The 21,569-nt window shown below is 37.2% G+C and carries 18 protein-coding genes; 3 read left to right on the forward strand and 15 right to left on the reverse strand.

The annotated features are described in order from the left end of the window. Positions 1-3: 3 nt before the first annotated feature. Both AC3RVF_RS04705 and AC3RVF_RS04710 read right to left on the reverse strand, forming a co-directional pair. Positions 4-4,335 (reverse strand): CusA/CzcA family heavy metal efflux RND transporter, encoded by a 4,332-nt coding sequence (locus AC3RVF_RS04705; RefSeq protein WP_489692892.1) that lies wholly within the window; start codon positions 4,333-4,335, stop codon positions 4-6. A gap of 145 nt (positions 4,336-4,480) precedes the next feature. Continuing rightward, complete coding sequence (locus tag AC3RVF_RS04710) at positions 4,481-4,816, reverse strand: hypothetical protein (protein WP_489690856.1); 336 nt, start codon at positions 4,814-4,816, stop codon at positions 4,481-4,483. Between the two features lie 263 nt (positions 4,817-5,079). Here AC3RVF_RS04710 and upp point away from each other — a divergent pair, with 263 nt between their 5' ends. Continuing rightward, complete coding sequence (gene upp, locus AC3RVF_RS04715) at positions 5,080-5,733, forward strand: uracil phosphoribosyltransferase (RefSeq protein WP_489692893.1); 654 nt, start codon at positions 5,080-5,082, stop codon at positions 5,731-5,733. Here the strand turns inward: upp and AC3RVF_RS04720 are convergent, their stop codons facing one another. The 8 genes from AC3RVF_RS04720 to AC3RVF_RS04755 all read right to left on the reverse strand — a co-directional run bounded on the left by AC3RVF_RS04720 (position 5,734) and on the right by AC3RVF_RS04755 (position 12,261). Next, positions 5,734-7,074, reverse strand: coding sequence for an MBL fold metallo-hydrolase (locus tag AC3RVF_RS04720; RefSeq protein ID WP_489692894.1), 1,341 nt, complete (start codon positions 7,072-7,074; stop codon positions 5,734-5,736). 78 nt (positions 7,075-7,152) lie between these two features. After that, positions 7,153-7,743: a methyltransferase domain-containing protein gene (locus AC3RVF_RS04725; RefSeq protein WP_489692895.1), complete on the reverse strand. Its 591-nt coding sequence runs from the start codon at positions 7,741-7,743 to the stop codon at positions 7,153-7,155. A 26-nt stretch (positions 7,744-7,769) separates the two neighbouring features. Then, entirely contained in the window at positions 7,770-8,258 is a 489-nt protein-coding gene (locus tag AC3RVF_RS04730) for a c-type cytochrome (RefSeq protein ID WP_489692896.1), read from the reverse strand. 28 nt (positions 8,259-8,286) lie between these two features. Continuing rightward, positions 8,287-8,946: a peroxiredoxin gene (locus tag AC3RVF_RS04735; RefSeq protein ID WP_489690851.1), complete on the reverse strand. Its 660-nt coding sequence runs from the start codon at positions 8,944-8,946 to the stop codon at positions 8,287-8,289. A 105-nt stretch (positions 8,947-9,051) separates the two neighbouring features. Then, positions 9,052-9,684 (reverse strand): Crp/Fnr family transcriptional regulator, encoded by a 633-nt coding sequence (locus AC3RVF_RS04740; RefSeq protein WP_489692897.1) that lies wholly within the window; start codon positions 9,682-9,684, stop codon positions 9,052-9,054. A 50-nt stretch (positions 9,685-9,734) separates the two neighbouring features. Continuing rightward, a complete protein-coding gene (locus AC3RVF_RS04745) occupies positions 9,735-10,721 on the reverse strand; it encodes an MlaD family protein (RefSeq protein ID WP_489692898.1) in 987 nt (328 codons plus the stop codon). 4 nt (positions 10,722-10,725) lie between these two features. Further along, on the reverse strand, positions 10,726-11,478 hold the full coding sequence (locus AC3RVF_RS04750) for an ABC transporter ATP-binding protein (RefSeq protein WP_489690848.1): 753 nt from the start codon (positions 11,476-11,478) through the stop codon (positions 10,726-10,728). Then, positions 11,479-12,261: an MlaE family ABC transporter permease gene (locus tag AC3RVF_RS04755; protein ID WP_489692899.1), complete on the reverse strand. Its 783-nt coding sequence runs from the start codon at positions 12,259-12,261 to the stop codon at positions 11,479-11,481. It abuts the gene before it with no gap. Between the two features lie 222 nt (positions 12,262-12,483). Between AC3RVF_RS04755 and AC3RVF_RS04760 the strand changes: the two genes are divergently transcribed. Then, positions 12,484-13,536: a L,D-transpeptidase gene (locus AC3RVF_RS04760; RefSeq protein ID WP_489690846.1), complete on the forward strand. Its 1,053-nt coding sequence runs from the start codon at positions 12,484-12,486 to the stop codon at positions 13,534-13,536. Positions 13,537-13,622: 86 nt separating this feature from the next. Here AC3RVF_RS04760 and AC3RVF_RS04765 read toward each other — a convergent pair whose 3' ends face one another. Together AC3RVF_RS04765 and AC3RVF_RS04770 are read right to left on the reverse strand one after the other, a co-directional pair. Then, positions 13,623-14,201 (reverse strand): outer membrane beta-barrel protein, encoded by a 579-nt coding sequence (locus AC3RVF_RS04765; RefSeq protein ID WP_489692900.1) that lies wholly within the window; start codon positions 14,199-14,201, stop codon positions 13,623-13,625. A gap of 97 nt (positions 14,202-14,298) precedes the next feature. Further along, positions 14,299-16,821, reverse strand: coding sequence for a cation-translocating P-type ATPase (locus AC3RVF_RS04770; RefSeq protein ID WP_489692901.1), 2,523 nt, complete (start codon positions 16,819-16,821; stop codon positions 14,299-14,301). Between the two features lie 194 nt (positions 16,822-17,015). Between AC3RVF_RS04770 and AC3RVF_RS04775 the strand changes: the two genes are divergently transcribed. Beyond that, the gene (locus AC3RVF_RS04775) at positions 17,016-17,816 is read left to right on the forward strand and encodes a sulfite exporter TauE/SafE family protein (RefSeq protein WP_489690843.1); all 801 of its coding nucleotides are present in this window, start codon (positions 17,016-17,018) and stop codon (positions 17,814-17,816) included. 15 nt (positions 17,817-17,831) lie between these two features. Here AC3RVF_RS04775 and AC3RVF_RS04780 read toward each other — a convergent pair whose 3' ends face one another. The 3 genes from AC3RVF_RS04780 to AC3RVF_RS04790 form a co-directional block, all read right to left on the reverse strand. After that, entirely contained in the window at positions 17,832-19,373 is a 1,542-nt protein-coding gene (locus tag AC3RVF_RS04780) for an acyl-CoA carboxylase subunit beta (protein ID WP_489692902.1), read from the reverse strand. Between the two features lie 105 nt (positions 19,374-19,478). Continuing rightward, positions 19,479-20,921: an acetyl-CoA carboxylase biotin carboxylase subunit gene (accC, locus tag AC3RVF_RS04785; protein WP_489691204.1), complete on the reverse strand. Its 1,443-nt coding sequence runs from the start codon at positions 20,919-20,921 to the stop codon at positions 19,479-19,481. Then, complete coding sequence (locus tag AC3RVF_RS04790) at positions 20,917-21,408, reverse strand: acyl-CoA carboxylase biotin carboxyl carrier protein subunit (RefSeq protein ID WP_489690841.1); 492 nt, start codon at positions 21,406-21,408, stop codon at positions 20,917-20,919. Before AC3RVF_RS04790 ends, accC begins: the two co-directional genes overlap by 5 nt. Positions 21,409-21,569: the final 161 nt, after the last annotated feature.

The raw sequence follows: 21,569 nt of genomic DNA on the forward strand, positions 1-21,569 counted from the left end.
ATTTTATAGAATTAAATAGTTGATTGCGATAACCGCTTGATTGTATTTATTGAGGTTTTCTAGATGTTGCAATTCAATTTCGTAAGCGTTTTCAAGACTTAAGATGTATTGAAAAAAGTCTATTTCACCATTTTTGAAACTGATATTTGCCGTTTTTAGAATTTCTTCGGAAAGTGATTTTCCTTCGGTTTCATAATATAGAAGTGCTTCTTCATATTTTGAAACTTCATTTAGCAGTTGAACTCTCCGCGAATTCAAATGAATTTTATAATCTTCCGTTTGCTGTAGACTTACTTCCGAAGCAATTTTCGAAGCTCTTATTTTTGAAGCATTCCCGCTAAAAAGCAACGGAATTTTTAGACCAATTTGGTATCCATACAGATTCTCGTTCAATCCAGAATTACTTCCCAGCGAATAAGTAAGGCTAATGTCTGGCAGCAAATGTTGCTTTTCGAGACTTTGTTTTGCTTGATAAAATTCATTTCTGTTTTCGTAATAATCTATCGCCGGATGTGCTTGCAAATCTGAAAGCGATAGTTGCAATTTCTCCAATGGCTGCGCCGCAATCAGCAAACTATCCTTAGATTGAACGACTGTTTTTAAACGCGACATTGCAATTTTCACATCCTCTTTACTCTGCCTGTAATCGGTTTCTAATTGTCGTTGTTTGGCGCGGGCGGTTATTTTTTCTAAATAATTGGTTTCTCCCAATTCAAAACGACGCTGGGCAGCGTGGGCAAAATTTTGATACAAACTGTCCAAACTTTCGTAAACGCGTTCTCTATTTTTCTCAAATTGAAATTGATAATATGCAGCTGCAACCACCCCATCAGTTTTGCGTTTCTGAATTTCGTATTGGCTGCTTTGCATTTCAAACTGGCGTTTATTTACATTTTTCTCTGCGAAATAAACCGTTGGAAATAGGAAGTTTTGCTGCACGCCAAAAATCTTAAGCGGCTCATTGTTTGGCCCCATATTATTTTCGTCAAACTCATAAAACACATTGGTTTTATCGAAGTTGAAAGCACTTCCTATCAAAGCGTCTGCTTCATCAACCTGAAGTGAAGATGCTTTTAAACCTGCATTATTTTCCAAAGCCATTTGCTGCAAATCGTTCAAATTATTCGACTTTTCTTGCGCTATTCCCGAAAAACCGAGGAAAAACAAAATAGTTATCATCGGTAAAGTCTTTCTTTTAGATTTCCGAATCTTTATCTTTTTATCCGAATCGAAAATTGAAAACAGCACCGGCAACACAACCAAAGTTAAAATGGTTGCAGTTACTAAACCGCCAATTACAACAGTTGCCAAAGGTCTTTGTACTTCGGCACCTGCATTGGTTGAAATAGCCATTGGTAAAAAGCCGAGCGCCGCAGCGGAAGCCGTTAGCAAAACCGCTCGTAGACGATTTTTAGCGCCGTGCACGATAAGTTCGTTTTTATCTGTCATTCCCTCTTTTTTAAGTTCTTTAAAATGTTCTATTAAAACAATTCCGTTGAGGACGGCAATCCCGAAAAGAGCAATAAATCCAACCCCAGCCGAAATACTAAAAGGCATATCGCGAATCCACAGTAACAATACACCACCTACTGCAGCTAGTGGAATTGCGGAATAAATCATCAATGCTTCCTTTACAGAATTAAAGGCGAAATAAAGCAAGAAGAAAATTAGCACTAATGCCACTGGCACCGCAAACAGTAATCTATCTTTCGCGCTTTGAAGATTTTCAAACTGCCCGCCATAATCTATACTGTAGCCCACGGGGAGCTTTACATTATCGTCAATCAATTTTTGCACATCGTCTACAACACTTTGCAAGTCGCGACTACGTACGTTGATGCCAACTACAATCCGGCGTTTGGTATCGTCTCGCGATATTTTTGCCGCGCCTTTGGTATATTTTATTTCAGCAAGTTCGCGCAACGGAACCTTTTCGCCAGTAGGTGTATCTACATACAGATTTTGCAGATTTGAAAGATCGCGACGGTTGTTTTCGTCAAGCCGCACCACGAGATCGAAGCGTTTTTCTCCTTCAAAAATGCTTCCCACAGATTTACCTGCAAAACCCATTGCAATCATTTCGTTTAAATCTTCAATATTGAGGCCGTAACGAGCAATTTTAGCTCGATCGAATTTCACATTCATCTCTGGCAGACCCACTACTTTTTCCACTGTAATATCATCGGCGCCATCAACATTTTCAACAAGACTCTTTATTTCATTAGCCTTATTGTTAAGCACATCCAAATCTTCACCAAAAATTTTGATTGCAATATCTGCCCGCACCCCTGTAATAAGCTCGTTAAAACGCATTTCAATGGGTTGGGTGAATTCCACTTCCATTCCCGGGATTATCGCCAAAGCTTCTTTAAATTTATCTGCCAATTCATTTTTACTGCTTGCCGAAACCCATTCGCTTTTTGGTTTAAGAGTAACAATAACATCACTTTCTTCCATAGACATAGGGTCTGTGGGAACCTCGGCAGCTCCAATGCGGCTTACCACCTGATCTACTTCTGGGAAATTTTCTAAAAGGATTTTTTCAATATGCGTCGTTATAGCAATCGTATTACTGAGAGAAGTACCCGTTTTTAGTACAGGTTGAATTACAAAATCGCCTTCATCGAGCGTTGGCACAAACTCGCCGCCCATAGTTGTGAAAAGATAAATTGTTGAAATAAGAATTAAAACCGCAACGCCTAAAACCAACTTTTTAGCACCCAATGCCCAACGAATTGTTGGTTCGTAAAAACGGTTTAGGAAAGTCATTATTCTAACTGAAATATTTCTTTTTGAAACTTCGGTAGGTTTTAAAAATACCGCTGCTGCCACAGGCACATACGTAAAGCAAAGCAACATTGCCCCCAACAATGCGAAGCTAAAAGTCATCGCCATTGGTTTAAACATTTTGCCCTCTACCCCGCTAAGTGATAGGATTGGAATAAAAACAATCAAAATAATAAGCTGCCCGAAAATGGCAGAATTCATCATTTTTGAAGAACTTTTTGCTGTGAGATTATCTTTTGCTATTTGTTTTTCTTCGGAAGAAAGTGCGTTTAGTTTTGAAGCATTTGTACTTATTTGAAACGCTACAAACTCAACTATAATAACCGCTCCGTCAATAATAATTCCGAAGTCAATCGCGCCAAGACTCATTAAATTTGCATCTACGCCGAAAATATACATTAACGATAAAGTGAAAAGCAAAGACAACGGTATAACCGAAGCTACAACGAGTCCCGAGCGGAGATTTCCTAATAAAAGCACCACTACAAAAATTACGATAAGCACTCCCAGAATAAGGTTTTCGGCAATGGTGAACGTGGTTTTACCAATTAGCACGCTACGGTCTAAAACTGGATTGATGTAAACACCTTCGGGCAGGGATTCTGCAATTTCAGCCACACGTTTTTTTACATCTTCGATTACTTGGTTTGAGTTGCCGTCTTTCAACATCATAATTTGTCCCAAGACTTTTTCACCTTCACCGTTTCCGGTAATTGCGCCAAAGCGAGGGGCACTTCCAAATTGTACCTTTGCGATATTTTTCACATAAATTGGAAAGCCATTATCGTTTTTCACAACGATGTTCCCGATATCTTCCAAAGAAGAAGCTAAACCCTCTCCGCGAATAAAATAGGCCTGATTTTCCTTTTCAATATAACCGCCGCCAGAAACGCTATTGTTCTTCTCCAAAGCTGTAAATACCTCCTGCGCCGTAATATCCATTGCGTTGAGTTTGTGCGTATTTATTGCAACTTCATATTGCTTTAAATGACCGCCCCAAGTGTTTACTTCTACTACCCCAGGAATTCCGGAAAGCTGCCTTTTTACAATCCAATCCTGAATTGTGCGAAGTTCCATGTTTGAATATCGATCTTCAAACCCAGGTTTTACATCTAGAATATATTGATAAATTTCGCCCAGTCCGGTGGTTATTGGACCCATCTGCGGAGTGCCAAAACCTTCGGGAATATTCTCTGCCGCAGACTGAATTTTTTCTGCAATAAGCTGTCTTGGCAAATAGGTGCCCATGCTTTCTTCAAAAACTATGGTAACTACTGAAAGTCCAAATTTTGAGGTGGAACGAATTGCCGTCACTCCTGGCAAATTCGCCATTTCGAGTTCCACGGGATAGGTTATAAATTGCTCCATATCCTGAGTAGACAGGTTACGCGAAGTGGTAATTACTTGTACTTGATTATTGGTAACATCAGGAACCGCACCAATAGATAATTGGGTAAGTGAAAACACGCCAAAGCCTATTAACACAAGCGTAAACAACCCAATAATGAGTTTGTTTGCAATGCTAAATTGAATGATTTTTGAGAGCATAACTAATTAAAGATTTATCCTTTTCAACGAAAATATTCGCTGAAAAATGAAATACTAAAAATTGATTTTATCCGCTTTAAAAAAAACGGTAAATAGAGACCATAGAAGTAATTGGAAATTTATATTTCCAAAGTGGTCTATTTAGTTATGCAAATTTTGGGGGTTGGAAAATAGAAACCTTTTCCAAAGAAGAATATAAATTTTGGTAATAGAAAGTGTGAGAATGGGCAATGAACAAATCGTCTTTTATAATAGCAATTTCAAAAGGTACAATTACAATATCAGTTGTAATGTGATGGCAAGAAATATGCTGAAAAGGTAGCTCTTGGTGTTCTTGCTCTTCTTCGTTATGATTTTTTTGATGTTCTGTTTTTAAAGAGCCATAATGTTTTTGGAAAAAGGTAGCGAAGTCGTCGCCGTAATTATCTGAATGATATTCAGCGTGCTCCATAAACCTGCCGAAAAGAAAAATATCTGACATACCAAGCCCTGCGCTTTGGAAAAAAACGAGAAAAGAGAGCGATATGGTTAGTAATATTTTCACTAAGGCAAAACTATTGAATTATATCGAGATAAATTATGATAAACATCAATTTAGCTGTTAACTCTATTTGCCCCTTAACGCAATAGTAAAAATAGCACAGTTTTAGAAATTTGAAAATATAGTGAATTCAAAAAATATAGGCTGAATTATTCCGTTCGTCAACAAGAAATTTTAACTTCGTATTAATTCATTCAAAGAATATGATAATCCACGATTTCAGTTACGAAAAATCAATCCTCAATCAGTTTATTTTGGAGATGCGCGATGTTTCCATCCAGAAAGATTCGATGCGCTTTCGAAAAAACATTGAACGCATTGGTGAAATTCTCAGTTACGAAATGAGTAAAACGCTTGTTTATAAAACTGAAGTTATAACAACACCTTTGGGAGAAAAGGAAATGCAAGTACCCGAAAATGATATGGTGGTTTGCTCCATTTTAAGAGCTGCATTGCCACTCCACAATGGAATAATTAATTTTTTCGATCGTGCGGAAAATGCTTTTGTTTCTGCGTATCGCCACCATCCAAATGATAGCGACGACTTTGAAGTAATTGTAAATTATTTAGCTTCTCCCTCTATTGAAGGAAAAACTTTAGTGCTTACCGACCCAATGCTGGCCACGGGTAAAACTTTGGAAAATGTGCTTAAAGCATTTGAAAGTCACGGTACACCGAAACAAATTCATATACTTTCAATTATTGGCGCCAAACCCGGAATTGAATACATAGAAAATATCTTTCCAGAAAACACCCATCTTTGGATTGCAACCGTGGACGATAAATTAGATAATCGCGGCTACATTCTTCCCGGACTTGGCGATGCCGGTGACCTTTGTTTTGGTCAAAAACTGTGATTATTTAAAATCCTCGACGTTATCGCTCAGGTCAAAAACTTTTTTCGATTTCAGAACTTTCGCAAGAATACTATATCCAGCTGCACTGCGATAACCGCCCGCACAATGCACTACTATTGGTTTGCCTGTTGGTATTTCATCAGCCTTTTCGCGTAATTGGTGTAGCGGAATAGCAATTGCACTATCGAAAAATTTACCTTCGGCAACCTCGCTATCATTGCGAATATCTACAATAGTATAATTTTCAGTATTGTTTTTGAAATCTTCTAAATTGAAATTATCAGATTTTTCTAAATCCTTTACTTCTATGGTGAATACAGATTTTACATTTACTTCATAGCCAATTTTTGCTGTGCGTTGCAGGATGTTTTCGGCATTTTCTATAGAATCTACGACTAAATGAAACTTTTCCTCCGGTCGAATAATGGAACCCAACCAAGTTTCAAACTTCGAAGTTGCAGAAACGGCCATAATATTTATACTGCCTGGTAAATGATGCTTTTTAAAATCTTCTTCATCCCTAGTATCTACTATTAAAACTTCGTTTTTTATCGTGCTAATAGCTACCTTATATTCAATTTCACCTAAAGTAGCACGCAAGTTTTTTGCACCGTTTTTGTTTACGTCCACATTATACCCAAAATAATGGGGAATAAAAGGTTGGGAGTCTAACAAATGGTTTACAAATTGTTCTTCGGTTTGCTTTTTGAAAGCCCAGTTACCCACTCGCTCATTTCCAAGGGTGCTGGACGAAGCGTCTGCGCTCATCCCTTTTCCGCAGAGTGAACCTGCCCCGTGCGCGGGATACACATAAGCAGTATCTGGCAAATCAGAGAATTTATTTTGAATAGAATCATACATCATTTTCGCCAAATCCTCGCGTTTTGCTATTTCATGACCTGCCTTTTCACGTAAATCTGGACGTCCAACGTCTCCTACAAAAAGCGTATCACCCGTAAAAAGTGCGGTTTTATTTTCTGCTGAGGCAACTATTGTAATGCTGTCTGGGGAATGGCCTGGGGTATTAATTGCCCTAAATGTGGTGTTTCCCATTATAATTTCATCGCCATCATCAAAAGGTTCATGCGGATAATCTGCACCAGTTTTTTCGCTGCAATATAGTTTTGCTCCGGTTTCATTATGAATTTGAAGATGCGAACTCACAAAATCGGCATGTGGATGCGTTTCAAAAACAGCGACAATTTTAGCGTCATTTTCTTCGGCATATTTATAATACTGAATTGGGTTTCTTTCGGGATCAACCAGAGCCATTTTTCCATCACAAATAATTGCGTACGAATAATGTGAAAGTGGCTTATATTCAAATTGTTTGATTTTCATAACTATATTTTTTTATGAATTTATGAAAGTCTTCTTAGACCTTAAAAAGAAGTGCAGAATTATAACAAAATTTTAAAACTATTGCTTTCTAATTTTAAAGAATAGCTCGTTTCCTTCCCTCTCTGGGATTGAATTATAAGCCGTCTCCATTTTTTCAATTTTGAATTTAGTTTCAAAAAGCGAACGGTATTCCTCTTTATTTCCTCCAAAAGGTGGCTTATCATTATTGAGTGGAATATTGAAAAGGAGCCCAACAAGTTTCCCGTTGGGTTTTAGTAATTGGTGCATTTTTTTTACATAATCTTCGCGAAGTGATGGATTTAATGCACAAAAAAAGGTTTGTTCCAAAATAAGATCGAATGTATTATCTAATTCAAAAAAATCTGAGTGTAGTAGATTTTCCTTTGGAAACAATGGCACGCGTTCTTTTAAATTTTTTAGCGGAATTGAAGAAAGATCGACCACCGAAACATTGGTAAAACCATTGTTTACAAGATATTCGGCTTCATAAGAGCTCCCTCCTCCTGGAATCAAAATCTTTAAATTTTTATCTGAAAGTTGATCGATGTATTCTTTTAAGGGTGTTGAAACATAGCCAATATCCCAGCCCATTTCGCCCGAAATGTATCTCCCACTCCAAAACGATTCGTCTAAATTTTTGCTATCCATATATTTATCGAGCAGGTTTTGTATAGTTACTCTCTATCCTTTTTCATTCCAGAACCTTTACCGTGCATTTTACCGTAATGCTCCTGAAACCATTCTGGCTCTTCTACTTCATTATCATACATATAATCGGCAATTTCTCGAATCGTATTCTCTGGAAAGAATTGGTAAGGCATCATTCCAAATTTTTTAATCGCCCCGGGCATTTTAGATATTTCTTCGGAAGGTTTTTTAGACCAAGCAACCATAGACTCTATAAATTCTTCTTTTGAAGTATCGTCAGTAATATAATGCATTTTCACAGCTACCATAGGCGGGGCCATCATTTGGTCTTCAGAAGATTTCGGATTGTGGCAAACATAACAGTTATTCTCCATCAATTTCTTCCCTGGATGCTCTTGAAATTCAGCAAATGCCAAATCTTTCGAGTCATTGTTTATACTGGAATATTTCTCTTTGGATTGCGTATTGCAAGCAAATAAAATACTTCCTAAAATAGCTAATGCGATTAATTTCATAAGTTTACTTTTAAGAATCAATTAAAAATTAAAGTGATTTTTTCGCCAAATAAAAATCGATTTTTTCTACTGAATCATCATTTATTCGTGCTTCCATCTCTTTTAAAGTTTTTGGCGGTGGAACGATAACTTTATCACCTTTTTTCCAATCTAAAGGCATTGCAACACCAAATTTATCTGAAGTTTGCAGAGCTTCTAGTGCTCTCAAAATTTCATTCATATTACGACCCACATTTAACGGGTAATACATAATCAACCTTATTTTCTTGTTTGGATCTATGAAGAAAACTGCCCTAACGGCCGCGGTTTCACTTTCATTGGGCTGTAGCATGCCATAAAGTTTGGCAACTTTCATATCTATATCGGCAATGATTGGGAAGTTAAAATAGACTCCAGTTTTTTCGCGCACATTGCTTACCCACCCTAAGTGAGAGTGAATGCTGTCAATACTCAATCCTAACAATTCGGTATTTAAATCGTCAAATTCGGGTTTACGAGTAGCAAAACCACTTAACTCAGTAGTACAAACAGGTGTGAAATCGGCTGGATGCGAAAACATAAGTATCCACTTATCTTTTGCGAATTCTGAAAGTTTTATTTCGCCCGTAGTTGTTTTGGCTGTAAAATCTGGCGCAATATCGCCAATTCTGGGCATTGACGTTGTTTCTTTGGTATCTTGATTCTCCATAATTTATTTACATAATTTTGAATTATAAAGGTAACCAATGACAACCCGTCTGGCAGTAACAATAGTTACATTTCAAACAAAATTTTTAAAAATTAGAGTATGAAATTAAAGCGAAATGATCTTAATACTGTTTCTAAAAAGTTCGATTTTACCTAGCGTTTCTAATTTTTTCAATAAACGCGAAACCACCACGCGCGAAGTGTGAAGTTCGTAAGCTATTTCCTGATGTGTAGAATTAATCACAGAATCATTCGTAACCTTTTGTTTGTTCTGAAGATATTTTACCAAACGTTCATCCATATTGTAAAAGGCAATACTATCAATGGTTTCGAGCATCTCAGTAAGGCGTTCTTGGTAACTTTGGAATACAAAATTACGCCAGCTTTTATACTTACCCGTCCACTCTTCCATTTTTAGGATGGGTATCATTATTAAGGTAGTATCAAGTTCTGCAATGGCGCGAATTTCACTTTTCTTTTGTCCCAAACAACAGGTTAAAGTCATGGCGCAAGTGTCTCCACGCTCCAAGAAATAAAGCAATAATTCATCGCCATTTTCATCTTCCCTCAAAATTTTTACGGCGCCCGAAATCAAAAGTGGCATAGACCGCACATAATCACCGATTTCGATTAATTTTTCACCTTCTTTTATTTCTTTTAAAGTCCCTACTTGATTTATTTCCTCGATGAGGGCTTCTTCAAAAATATTGGAAAAATTTTCTTTTAAATTATTGAGCATGCCACATTTATTTTGGTTGGATTTAAAAGAACGAAAATACCGAAATAAAACTAATTTTTCTTGGCTTCTCGCCTTTGCTGTCGCTCCAGTTTGTTGAAATATCCTCGAAAAAGAAAATTATGCTTTAATGCTTCCATATTTTCATTCAATTTCTCGGCTGCCTCCTTTATGTTAACCATTGTAGAATCAATATTTTTCACCAGAACTTCATCTTGAGTAATTTGATTTAATGCTCCTTTTCCAGATTTAATTTCGTTGATATATTCTTCCAAATTTTTGGTCACGTCATTGATATTATTGCTAGATTTTTCAAGATTTCCAAATACTTTCTGAAGTTGGTTTTTTGAAACTGTATCGCTCAAAAGTACGGCTGCGGCGCTTTCGTCGTAATTTATTTTGAAAATAATATTCTTGATTTGAGTAATTATCTCGGTAGCTCCCGAAGTCATATTTTTAAGTTCTTCCGCAGATTGCTGTATATCTTTTGCCATCAAACTATCGTTCACCAATGCACCCAAAGTACCTTTACCTGCAACTATTTGGTTTGTTATCTTCAATAAATCAGCAGTTAATAAGGCGGCATTTTCATTGGTAGTGTTTAGCGTAGAAAGCATTTCATCTGTACTAACTTTATTGTAGATTTTAATTGTATCACCAGAAACCACCTGTCTTGCATGCTCCTCTTTCCCTGGAATGATGTTTACCACCATGCTACCAACCAACCCGTCTGAACTGATTGAAGCAATAGCATCTGTTTTAATGAATTTTGAAGTTTTCTCTTCCACTGTCATTTGGACGGTGATGTTACCTTCATTTACCATTTCTATATTGCTTACTGTACCGATGTTAATTCCTGAATAACGCACGTTGTTACCCAAGGTTAACCCGTTTACGTTCGAGAACGTGGCATAGATTTCAATATTTTTACTGAACATTTGCTGCTTGCTTCCAATAAAATAAAGAGCAGCTATAAGAAGTACTGTGCCGATGACTACAAAAACACCGACCTTTATTTTTTGTGAAGTTGATTTTTCCATACTATTAGTTTTTAAAAAATGCTTGTACTTGAGGATCTTTAGATTGTGAAAGCTCCTCGAAAGTACCTTCTGCATAATTGATTCCATCCACCAATAAAATCATTCTATTTGAGATTACTCTCGCACAATCCACATCGTGCGTGATAATAAGGGAGGAGGTATTATATTTTTCTTGAATACTTCGCATTAGCTCAATAATTTCCTTTGCCGTAATCGGGTCCAAACCCGTTGTAGGCTCATCGTACATTATAATTTTTGGTTTCAGAATTAATGCTCTAGCCAAAGCAACACGTCGCTGCATTCCGCCAGAAAGTTCGGCGGGCATTAAATCTATAGCCTTTGATAAGCCAACATTTTCCAAAGCTTCTTTTACTAAAATTTCAGTTCCTTGAAAATTTTCAATTTTATCTTTATGACGCCGCAATGGAAATTCCAGATTTTCGCGCACAGTCATAGAATCGTATAATGCGCTTCCCTGAAAAAGAAAGCCTATTTCGGTTCTAAGAATGTCCAATTCCTTATGTCCCATTGTAATAATATCTTGATCTTTTATTCTGATACTACCGCTGTCGGGCTGAATTAAACCCACCAAACATTTTACCATGACCGATTTTCCCGAACCCGATTTTCCCATAACTACCAAGTTTTCTCCTTTAAAAAGTTTTAGGTTGAAACCTTTGAGGACGTGAATGTCTCCAAAACTTTTTTGAAGGTTTTTTAACTCGAGTACTGGTTTTATGTTTTCTTCAGAATTCATTTATATTTCAAAAAAGATATCGGTTACAAAAACAGCAATAAAATCGATAATAAATAGTAGCATCGAGATATAAACTACTGCACTATTTGATGCCTCTCCCACCCCAACGGTTCCTTTTGCACAATTATAGCCTTTATAACATCCTACCAAGCCAATGGCAAAACCGAAAAAAACCGATTTTACGGTTGCCGGAATTATATCGCCAAATTTTAAGGCATCGAAAACCTGATTAAAATAGAGCAAAAAGGAAACATCTCCTTTTAAATTTTCGATTAAAGCAGAGCCAAAAAGTGCAATTGCATCTCCCATAATTATTAATAATGGCAGCATTAATGTAGTGGCTACAACACGCGTAACTACTAAATATTTAAAGGGATTAGTGCCTGAAACTTCCATGGCATCTATCTGCTCTGTAACACGCATAGAGCCAAGCTCGGCGCCAATTCCGGAACCAATCCTGCCCGCGCAAATAAGTGCGATTATTACGGGCCCTATTTCGCGAACTATGGAAAGACTCACCATGGAAGCCATCCAAGATTGTGCGCCAAACTGCATTAAAGTAGGCCGTGACTGCAGTGTAAATACCAACCCTAAAATAAAACCAGTTACACCCACCAAAAGCAAGGAGCGATTGCCCATGTTGTAACACTGGCGAAGTAATTCCTTAAATTCAAATGGCGGACTAAATACTTCCCTGAAAAAACGCCCAGCAAACAAAGTCATATCGCCGATTTCGGCAAAGAATGATTTCGTGTTGGATACTATAGAAGTGGATTTATTCATAAAAAGTAAAATTCAAATGTAGTGTTCGTTATGTGCTATAAATATGATTTTAGTCAGCATATCAAGTCTTTAACAGATGAACTCATCTAAAAAGAAATAGCCCTAAACTGACTAATGTCATACCATTTTGATTAATAACTGCTTAGGTTTGACTTTTAATAAAGCTGAACTAATTTACTGTAAATGAATTAGTTTCGCAAAAAGAAACAACGAATCTAACAAATGAAAAATATCTTATTACTCACTTTCTCTTTCTTACTTATTGGCTGCTTAAATAGCAATAAAGTGATCAATGATGCGAAATCTGTTGACCAAAACACGTCAATTGAAACGGATAGTGAGTTAGTTGAAATTAACAGTATTATTCAACAAAATATTCCAATACCGATTGAAATAGTCGTGAATAAAGATGTGCCTATTCGCAAATATTTTAAGTGGATGGATAGTATTGTTGCCGATTATAATGAAAACCACAACTATGCTATTGATGAGTATATTATCGTGCATAACAACAAGTGGATTATGGACACGCTGGCACATACAGATTATTATTACTTAATGGATAGAGGAATTTTCAACGAAGATTCTCAAGCATTGAATGCACTTTATGAAGGACAAACACTGCTGATTCCAGATTCTGTACAAACTCAAAATATTAGAAAAGTTATGGCAAACACCTATCTAGATATAAATATTCCGGAGTATAAACTTCGTATTATAGAAGATGGAAAGGTTATAAAGAAGTTTCCTGTTAGAGTTGGCCAAAATAACAAGCGTTACTTAGCCATGGCAAAGGGCGTTGTAGATATGCGTACAAAACCTGGCATAGGAAAAATCGTTAGAGTTAATAAAAAACCATGGTTTATCAATCCGAAGGACAACCATAGGTATTTCAAAACAAATCGGGATGATAAGAAGGTTACGGAGCTTCCTGCAATTCCTTGGATAGAACCAGAAATTGACGGTCGCCGTTTTGGGCAACTTATTCACCCTACCACCAATTTGGAGACCTTGGGTAAAGCCTATTCCAATGGTTGTATTGGCTTACGAGAATCTGATGCTTGGATTGTGTATTACTATGCTCCTTTAGAAACGAAAGTGGTTATTAGATACGATTTATCGGGAAAAGATGCGGATGGGAAAGACGTTCAATTCGAAAATATTTATCCTGGTTTTGAGAATAAAACGTACAGAAGAGAAACCATTGAAGCTGCATTTGAAGCTATGGATGGAAAAACTGTAAACGTTTGCGATTGTGGCGATTTAAACAACTAATAGTTAAAGTAAAACATTAAAACTAATATTTATTGAATCGAAATATTATCGTGCTAATACAGCGAATGAGCGAAACATTTCAAAATTTAAAAATCCCACGCCAACCCTATTCCAAAAGAAATATAATTAAGCTTTAGTTCCGTTGAAACATTTGCAATTTCCAAATCTCTTGACAGCGAGCGGTACCGAAACATTGGGCGTAAAGATAGATTAGCGGTAAACTCATAATCAACGCCCACTGCAAGCTGCCATCCTAAGCCGTAGCTGGTTTCTTCGGAAATGGTGCCAGCATTATTTTCCAATTCTATAAGGTTGTAAATCACGCCAGCCCTTGCCAAATACGAATATGAAGAAGTACCAATGGGCCGGATAATCTGAAGCCCAAACATATATCCAGATTCCTGAAAAGTAATTTCTTCTGTTGAGAAATTATCTTCTCCTTTAAACTCATTCCATCCCCAACCCGCATAAGCAGACAAGTGTGGCATAATTTTATAAGCGCCAGTTAATTCAAATCCGAAACCGACTTTCGCATCAATATTTCCCATATTATTAGTAGGAAAATTAAGCGCCGGCCTAAATTCTACGGTCCATTTTTCCTGTGCGTTCACAGTAAATGAAATTAGCAGAATTGTCGCCGCGATTATAAAACTAGATCTCTTCATATTAGAATATTAGTTGTAATTCAAAATTAGCTTGAATATAAATTCTACGGAATGACAAAAATCATTTAAACATTGTTTCCCAATAACTTAACACACACTATTGTGTTAAGTTAGAATTATTCGCGAGTTGTTGACGTTTCCACCATTTTACTATTTCGTACCATAACGCGCTTAAAAAACCAATCCCAACGCTAATGCTTAACTGATTTAGACCAAGTCTTTCAAATTGAAAAAATCTAGTAAATGATGGTATAAAAAGAAGCGCCAAAGTTATACCTGCGGTTATTCCAATGATAATAGGCACCAAGTTATTTTTGTATTTAAAAGTGGTGAAAATTGAATTTATAAAAGAACGGTTTACGAATGTTAAAGCAATGTTTGCGCTTATTAGTGCCGTAAATACCATTGTGCGAGTAACCGCTTCATTGGCGCCGTTATTGACCGCAATTTGGTAAACAATGAGTATAGCTGCAGTTATTACCAATCCTTGAATTATACTTGTAAAAAGTTCATTCCAATTGAAAAACGTACTAGAAAAAGGTCTCGGTTTTTGAAGCATGGAATTCTTTTCCAGCGGTTCGTTTTCGTAGACTATAGAACAAGTTGGTCCCATTATTAGCTCCAACAAAATAACGTGTACTGGTGTGAAAATATTGGGGTAAACCCATCCCAACACTAGTGGAATAAAGACAGTAAGAATAATAGGAATATGTATTGAAATTATATATTGAATGGCTTTTTTTAAATTTGAATAGATTTTTCTACCCATCGCCACTGCCGCTACCATCTTGGAAAGATCGTCGTCTACAAGTATGAGCGACGCAGATTGTTTTGCTATTTCAGTTCCCTTTTTTCCCATCGCCACGCCAATATTAGCAGCTTTTAGCGCGGGACCATCATTAACGCCATCGCCAGTCATAGCCACGATGTGACCTTGTGCTTTAAGGGAATTGATTATTTTCAACTTTGCTTCGGGAAACATTCGTGCAAATATGTTTCTTTCTGAAGTAATTTTCTGCAGTTCAGCAGTATTCAATTTCACAAGTTCATCGCCCGAAACAACTTCTTCGGAACCTCTGAAATTCACTTTTTTAGCAATGGCAGCAGTAGTTTCAGCGATATCTCCAGTAATAATTTTTACTTCTATTCCCGCATTGTAAAAATCTTGAAACACCTTTGAAATGTTTTTCTTTGGAGGATCATAAAAACCGATTAATCCCTTAAACTCAAATTTAAAATCTTGCTGCTTTTTGGGCCAATTGGTTCCTTCAAAATGCGAAGTTCCAACCCCCAAAACACGATACCCTTGGGTAGCCAAAATCTCTATTTTTTGTTTGAGAAGTTCCTTTTGTACTTCACTTAAATTTGAAACAGCAATCAATGCCTCGGGTGCGCCTTTTGCAGCAATTATACGATTACCCGATTCATTTTCAAAAATATGGGTCATCATTGGGGGTTTACCGCTCAACGGATATTCATGAACCATTTTAAAATTTGGCCTTTCATCTTTTTTAACAATGGAACCGTAAAACTTGTGCAGCGACTGCTCCATCGTATCGAAAGGAATAGGCTCACTCGCCCACATTGCAATTGTGGTTAGCGCTTTTTCACTAACAGAAAGGGTTTCTTCAATCGAAGTAATTTTATCAGTTTCTAAGGTATAAAACCTATCGAGAGTCATTTTGTTTTCTGTAATTGTACCAGTTTTATCTACACAAATTACCGTGGCACTTCCTAATGATTCTACAGTTTTCATCTGTTTTACGATCACGCCCATATTCATAAGTCGCCACGCACCAAGCGCCATAAATGTGGTAAAAGCAACAGGAATTTCTTCTGGCAAAACGCTCATTGCAAGTGTGAGTGCTTTTAAAAGACTGTCCAAAACATCTCCAGAGTTGAAGTAATTAATTCCCCAAACCAATAAAAAAATAATCGCTCCCGCAATTACCATCTTCTTCACAAAATTGTTTATTTGAAGTTCTAATGTGGATTTTTCGGTAGAAATTTCTTCAATGCTTTTACCTATTTTTCCAACCTTTGTTTGATTTCCAACGGCAGATATTTCAGCAATTGCGAGTCCGCCCCCAACTTGGGTGCCCATAAATATTTTATTGTCTTCAGAAGTGGCATTTTTTTCTACCGAAAAGGATTCCCCCGTCAAAATGGATTCGTTAACCGAGAAATCATTGGAATGAACAATAGTTCCATCTGCAACTATTGTGGCACCTTCTTCCACCATTAAAAAATCGCCAACTACAACGTCTTGACTTTTTATTTCCACCACAATTCCATTCCGAATTACCTTGCAATTTGGTTGTGAAAGTTCTTTCAGCTTGTCTAGTGCATCGTGCGTTTTAGCATCTTGATAGAGGGATATTGCAGCAACTAAAAGAATTGCCGCTGCGAGAAAAATTCCGTCACCCGTATTTCCCGTAAAAAAATACAGCGTAGCGGCAACCAATAACAAAATAACCATTGGTTCTTTTATTAGCCCCTTTACTGCTTCAAAAAACGGATTCCTTTTCTTGGATTCAAGAACGTTTACACCAAATTTTTCACGTGCAGCTACTACCTCAGAATCAGAGAGACCCTGAATATCAAAATTTTCAATCGCCATATTTAAATATTACTGCCAATTTATTGGGAGGTAAAGTATTAATACTCCTCATTAATTTCTATGATTAATATCAATTGGAAAAACTAATGAACTTTTAATCTTCACAAAAAGTAAAAATTCAACAAAAAGTAACCTTCAATTTTTTAAAATAATGGTTAACCTTGTAGTAAACATTCTAAAAATAAAATCCTTTTATGGAATTCACTGAAATATTAGGTTACTTTGGCGCACTTATGGTTGGTGTAGTTCTTGGTCTAATAGGCGGTGGTGGATCAATCTTAACTGTTCCGGTACTAGTTTATCTTTTTGCATTAAATCCAGTTGTAGCAACTGCATATTCGCTATTTGTAGTAGGAATTTCGGCACTAGTAGGCGCTATTCGCAATATGAAAAAAAAGCTAGTCGATTTTAAAACAGCTTTTATTTTTGCTACTCCAGCCTTTATTTCTGTGTATTTAACAAGAAGATTTGTGCTTCCTGCAATTCCTGAAAACATATGGGTTTTAGGCAATTTTACGCTTACAAAGGACATTGCAATAATGTTGTTTTTTGCAATAGTTATGCTCGCAGCTTCTATTACAATGATTGTAAACAAAAGGCCCGAGCCAGAAACTGGTGCAAAAGTTTCATACAACTATCCATTAATTATTCTCCAAGGAATTTTTCTAGGTTTTGTAACTGGCGCAGTGGGCGCTGGCGGTGGATTTTTAATTATTCCAGCTTTGGTTTTATTGGCCAAAATACCAATGAAAAAAGCTGTGGCAACCTCATTGCTTATTATAGCCGTAAACTCGTTGGTGGGCTTTACTGGCGACCTTTCAACTCTTGAAATTCATTGGAAATTCCTATTAACTTTTACCGCGATTTCAGTCGTCGGAATATTTATAGGAATTAAACTAAATACCTTTGTTGATGGCAAAAAGCTCAAAAAAGGATTTGGTTGGTTTGTGCTACTAATGGGGATTTATATTATTTTTAAAGAGTTTTCAAATTAGTTCCTTTTGCTACTATTATAGAGGAATGTTCCCATGTTTTCTATTAGGTCGTGGCGCATCTTTGGTTTCTAACATTGCGAAAGTCTTCAGCAATTTTCGGCGTGTTTCCCTAGGTTGAATAACCTCATCAATAAATCCGCGTTGCGCAGCTTTAAAGGGATTGGCAAATTTTTCGGCATATTCAGCTTCTTTTTCTGAAAGCTTTAATTCAGGATTTTCAGAAGCAGCGATTTCTTTTTTGAAAATAATTTCACTTGCTCCCTTTGCTCCCATTACCGCAATTTCCGCAGTTGGCCAAGCGTAATTCATATCTGCGCCAATGTGTTTGCTGTTCATAACATCGTACGCGCCACCGTATGCCTTTCGAGTAATTACTGTAACTCGCGGCACAGTTGCTTCGCTTAAAGCATAAAGCAGTTTTGCACCATTTAAAATAATACCATTCCATTCTTGATCGGTTCCCGGAAGAAAGCCAGGTACATCCACCAAAACCAAAAGAGGGATATTAAAACAATCGCAAAAGCGAGTAAAACGCGCGCCTTTTTTAGAACTGTCCACGTCCAAAACACCCGCCAAACTCATTGGCTGATTTGCAACAATACCAATGCTTCTGCCTCCCAATCTAGCAAAACCAACAATAATATTATCTGCGTAATCTTTATGTACTTCAAAAAAGGAATCTTGGTCTATAATCCCCTTAATAACGTCGTGCATATCGTAGGGTTTGTTTGCAGAATCTGGAATAATAGTTTCCAATTCTTCCCTAAATTCATCACCCGTTTCAAAAGGTAGTTTATCTGTAACCATTTTGTTATTCTGGGGAAGGTAGCTTAGCAAGGTTTTAATCTGTTCTAAACACACAATGTCGTTTGAAGCTGTAAAGTGCGTCACACCGCTTTTAGTTGCGTGTGTTCGCGCGCCACCCAATTCTTCGGAAGTAACATTTTCATTGGTAACGGTCTTTACAACACTTGGGCCCGTTACAAACATATAACTACTGTCTTGCACCATTAATGTGAAATCGGTCATCGCCGGAGAATAAACTGCCCCTCCAGCACATGGCCCCATAATTGCCGAAATCTGCGGAATTACGCCCGAAGCTTGTACATTTCTGTAAAAAATATCTGCATAACCACCCAAAGACCGCACACCTTCCTGAATACGTGCGCCACCAGAATCGTTTAAACCGATAATTGGAGCGCCAACACTCACCGCGTGATCCATTATTTTACAAATTTTCTCGGCATGTGTTTCAGAAAGCGCACCGCCAAAAACCGTGAAATCTTGTGCGAAAACATACACCAAACGCGAGTTAATTGTACCGTAACCGGTAACAACGCCATCGCCGTAATACACTTCTTTTTGCATATCAAAATCGGTGGTTCGGTGGGTTACGAGAATGCCCATTTCTTCAAAAGAACCTTCATCGAGTAGGTATTCCACGCGTTCGCGAGCGGTAAGTTTTTTCTTTTCGTGCTGTTTTGCAATTCGTTTTTCTCCGCCGCCCATTTTTGCTTCGGAAATAATTTGGTGCAGTTTTTTATTGTTGTCGGTCATAGTTTTACTTATTTCTCCGCGTAACTCTTTGTTTTTCTCTGTGCCACTCTGTGAAATCGCAATTACGCAGAGTGGTACAGAGAACCGCAGAGGTTCACAAAGGTTTTAGTTAATAGGTAATCGAAGCTTTTCTGAATCTTTTAAATATTGTTTTAATGCGAAAAGCGCCGCAACCTTTGCTTCTTTTTCATTGATTGCATTTAACTTTTCTTCGGAATAGTATTTCTTTACAAAATTTGTATCGAAATTTCCGCTTCGGAAGGCTTCGTGTTCAAAGACGAATTTTCCAAAAGGAAGCGTTGTACTTACGCCTTCAATATGGTATTCTGAAATTGCTTCCAGCATTATTTGCATCGCCTCATTTCTATCTTTTCCGTAGGTAATCAATTTAGAAAGCATCGGATCGTACTGAATTGGAACTTGCATTCCTTCAGTAAATCCATCATCAACACGTATATTTTTCCCGCTCGGCGGACGATAAACTTCTAATTTACCGACGCTCGGCATAAAATTATTAAGAGAATCTTCCGCATATACACGAACTTCAAAAGCGTGTCCTTTAATTTTTAAATCTTCCTGCGAAAAGGAAAGTTTTTCATTATTGGCAACTTTTATCTGTTGTTCAACCAAATCGAGCCCAGTAATAAGTTCGGTAACGGGGTGCTCAACTTGAAGGCGGGTGTTCATTTCGAGGAAGTAGAAATTGAGTTCATCATCCAAAAGAAATTCTACCGTTCCAGCGCCCACATAATCGCATGCTTTTGCAACTTTCACGGCTGCCTCGCCCATTTGTTGGCGCAATTCTGGCGTTAATACTGACGATGGAGCTTCTTCCACAACTTTTTGGTGACGACGCTGAATGCTGCATTCGCGTTCGAAAAGATGAACCGTGTTTCCAAAATTGTCTGCCAAAATTTGAATTTCAATGTGCCTTGGTGAAGTAACATATTTTTCAATAAAAACCGAGCCGTCGCCAAAAGCATTTTCAGCTTCACTGATAGCGCGTTTCATTTGGTCTTCAAATTCTTCTGAATTTTCAACGATGCGCATTCCTTTTCCGCCACCGCCGGCAGAAGCTTTTATTAAAATTGGGAAGCCTATTTCTTTGGCAATTTCCTTGGCTGCATTAACATCAGTAATGGCTTCAGCAGTTCCCGGAACCATGGGAATGTTGTATTCTTTTACGGCGTCTTTTGCCGCAAGTTTGCTTCCCATAATACGAATGGCATGCGACTTTGGACCGATAAAAAGCATTCCACTTTTTTCAACAAGTTCGCCGAAATCTGCATTTTCACTCAAAAATCCGTAGCCGGGATGGATAGCATCCACGTTCAGCTCCATTGCAACTTTTATAATTTTATCCCCCAACAAATACGATTCGTTTGATGGTGGTGGACCTATGCAAACAGCTTCATCGGCAAATTTTACGTGCGGTGCATTTCTATCTGCTTCGGAATAAACTGCAACCGTTTTAATGCCCATATTACGGGCGGTTTTCATTATTCGCAAAGCTATTTCGCCTCGGTTGGCAATTAATATTTTTTTAATCATTTTTTTCAAATTCAATTAACAAAGCTCCTTTATCTACAGTTTCACCTTTGGAAATATTTACTGATTTGATAATCCCGTCGCGGGGTGCGGTTAAAGTGTTTTCCATTTTCATCGCTTCCAAAACGCAGAGAAAATCACCTTTTTTTATAGTATCTCCCGCAAAAACATTTACCTCTAAAATTAAGCCCGGCATTGGAGCATGCACTTCGTCTTTCTCCGAAACATTCCCCAACGAAAGTCCCATTTTGGAAATAAGGGCGTCAAGTTGGTTTTCTATCTTAACTTGATAGCGGTTACCATTAATTGAAACAGTATATGTTTTTTTATTAAAATCTGAGTGAAGGGTTTCAACAGAAATGGATTTATTGTTAATTATAATATTGGATTTATCTGTATCGGAAATTACATCGAGTGTTTCCAAATCTTTCGAATTCAATGAAAATTCAAAATTCTCATTGACAATCGCTTTATATTCTTCTTCCATAAATAGAAATTTTGCTAAAGGTAATATTTGTGGAAAGATAATGCCAATAGGATTTCCTTATAAATGAAAAAGGTGTTTAAAAAGTAGTATTTCTGTCGGTTCTGACGCAGTCGAGAACTTCTAGTTTTGGTTAATACTTTTTAGACACCTTTATTTGAAAA

The sequence above is a fragment of the Aequorivita sp. IT1183 genome, assembly GCF_058068265.1.